This window comes from Caulobacter sp. BE254 (assembly GCF_031457295.1).
GTDB lineage: Bacteria > Pseudomonadota > Alphaproteobacteria > Caulobacterales > Caulobacteraceae > Caulobacter.
Genome location: NZ_JAVDWJ010000030.1, coordinates 1 through 1,258 on the forward strand (window position 1 = coordinate 1; position 1,258 = coordinate 1,258).

Below are 1,258 nucleotides of genomic sequence, written 5' to 3' on the forward strand. Positions count from 1 at the left end.
AGCAAAAGGCCCCGGAGATCGCTCTCCGGGGCCTTCGCTTAGTCAGCTAGTCGCTGAGACCGATCGATTACTCGACGATCTTGGCCACGACGCCGGCGCCGACGGTGCGGCCGCCTTCACGGATGGCGAAGCGCAGCTTCTCTTCCATGGCGATCGGGGTGATCAGCTCGACGTCCAGCTCGGCGTTGTCGCCCGGCATGATCATTTCCACGCCTTCGCGCAGCTTGATGATCCCGGTCACGTCGGTGGTGCGGAAGTAGAACTGCGGGCGGTAGTTGGTGAAGAACGGGGTGTGACGGCCGCCTTCTTCCTTGGTCAGGATGTAGGCCTCGGCCACGAACTTGGTGTGCGGGGTGATCGAACCGGGCTTGCACAGCACCTGGCCGCGCTCGACGTCTTCGCGCTTGGTGCCGCGCAGCAGCACGCCGACGTTGTCGCCCGCCTGGCCCTGGTCCAGCAGCTTGCGGAACATTTCCACGCCCGTGCAGGTCGTCTTCTGGACCGGACGGATGCCGACGATCTCGACTTCCTCGCCGACCTTGACGATGCCGCGCTCGACCCGGCCCGTGACCACGGTGCCGCGGCCCGAGATCGAGAACACGTCTTCGACCGGCATCAGGAAGGGCAGGTCGACCGGACGGTCGGGCTGCGGGATGTAGGTGTCGACCGTGGTCATCAGTTCCAGGATCGACTGCTCGCCGATCACCGGGTCGCCGCCGTCGATGGCGACCTTGGCCGAACCCTTGGTGATCGGGATGTCGTCGCCCGGGAAGTCATACGAGCTGAGCAGCTCGCGCACTTCCATCTCGACCAGTTCCAGCAGCTCGGCGTCGTCGACCAGGTCGACCTTGTTCATGTAGACCACCAGGGCCGGCACGCCGACCTGACGGGCCAGCAGGATGTGCTCGCGGGTCTGGGGCATCGGGCCGTCGGCGGCCGACACCACCAGGATCGCGCCGTCCATCTGGGCCGCGCCGGTGATCATGTTCTTCACATAGTCGGCGTGGCCGGGGCAGTCGACGTGGGCGTAGTGACGGTTGGCCGTCTCATATTCCACGTGCGCGGTGTTGATGGTGATGCCGCGGGCCTTTTCTTCCGGCGCGGCGTCGATGTCGGCGTAGTTCTTCGCGGTCGCACCACCGGACTTGGCCAGAATGATGGTGATCGCGGCCGTCAACGTCGTCTTGCCATGGTCGACGTGACCGATGGTGCCGATGTTGCAGTGCGGCTTGTTACGTTCGAACTTTTCCTTGGCCAT

General features: G+C 64.9%; 1 protein-coding gene. It reads right to left on the reverse strand.

The features are described from left to right. Positions 1 to 67 precede the first annotated feature (67 nt). Positions 68 to 1,258 (reverse strand): elongation factor Tu (gene tuf, locus J2X41_RS25185; RefSeq protein ID WP_310087334.1); only part of this gene is annotated, 1,191 nt, incomplete at its 5' end.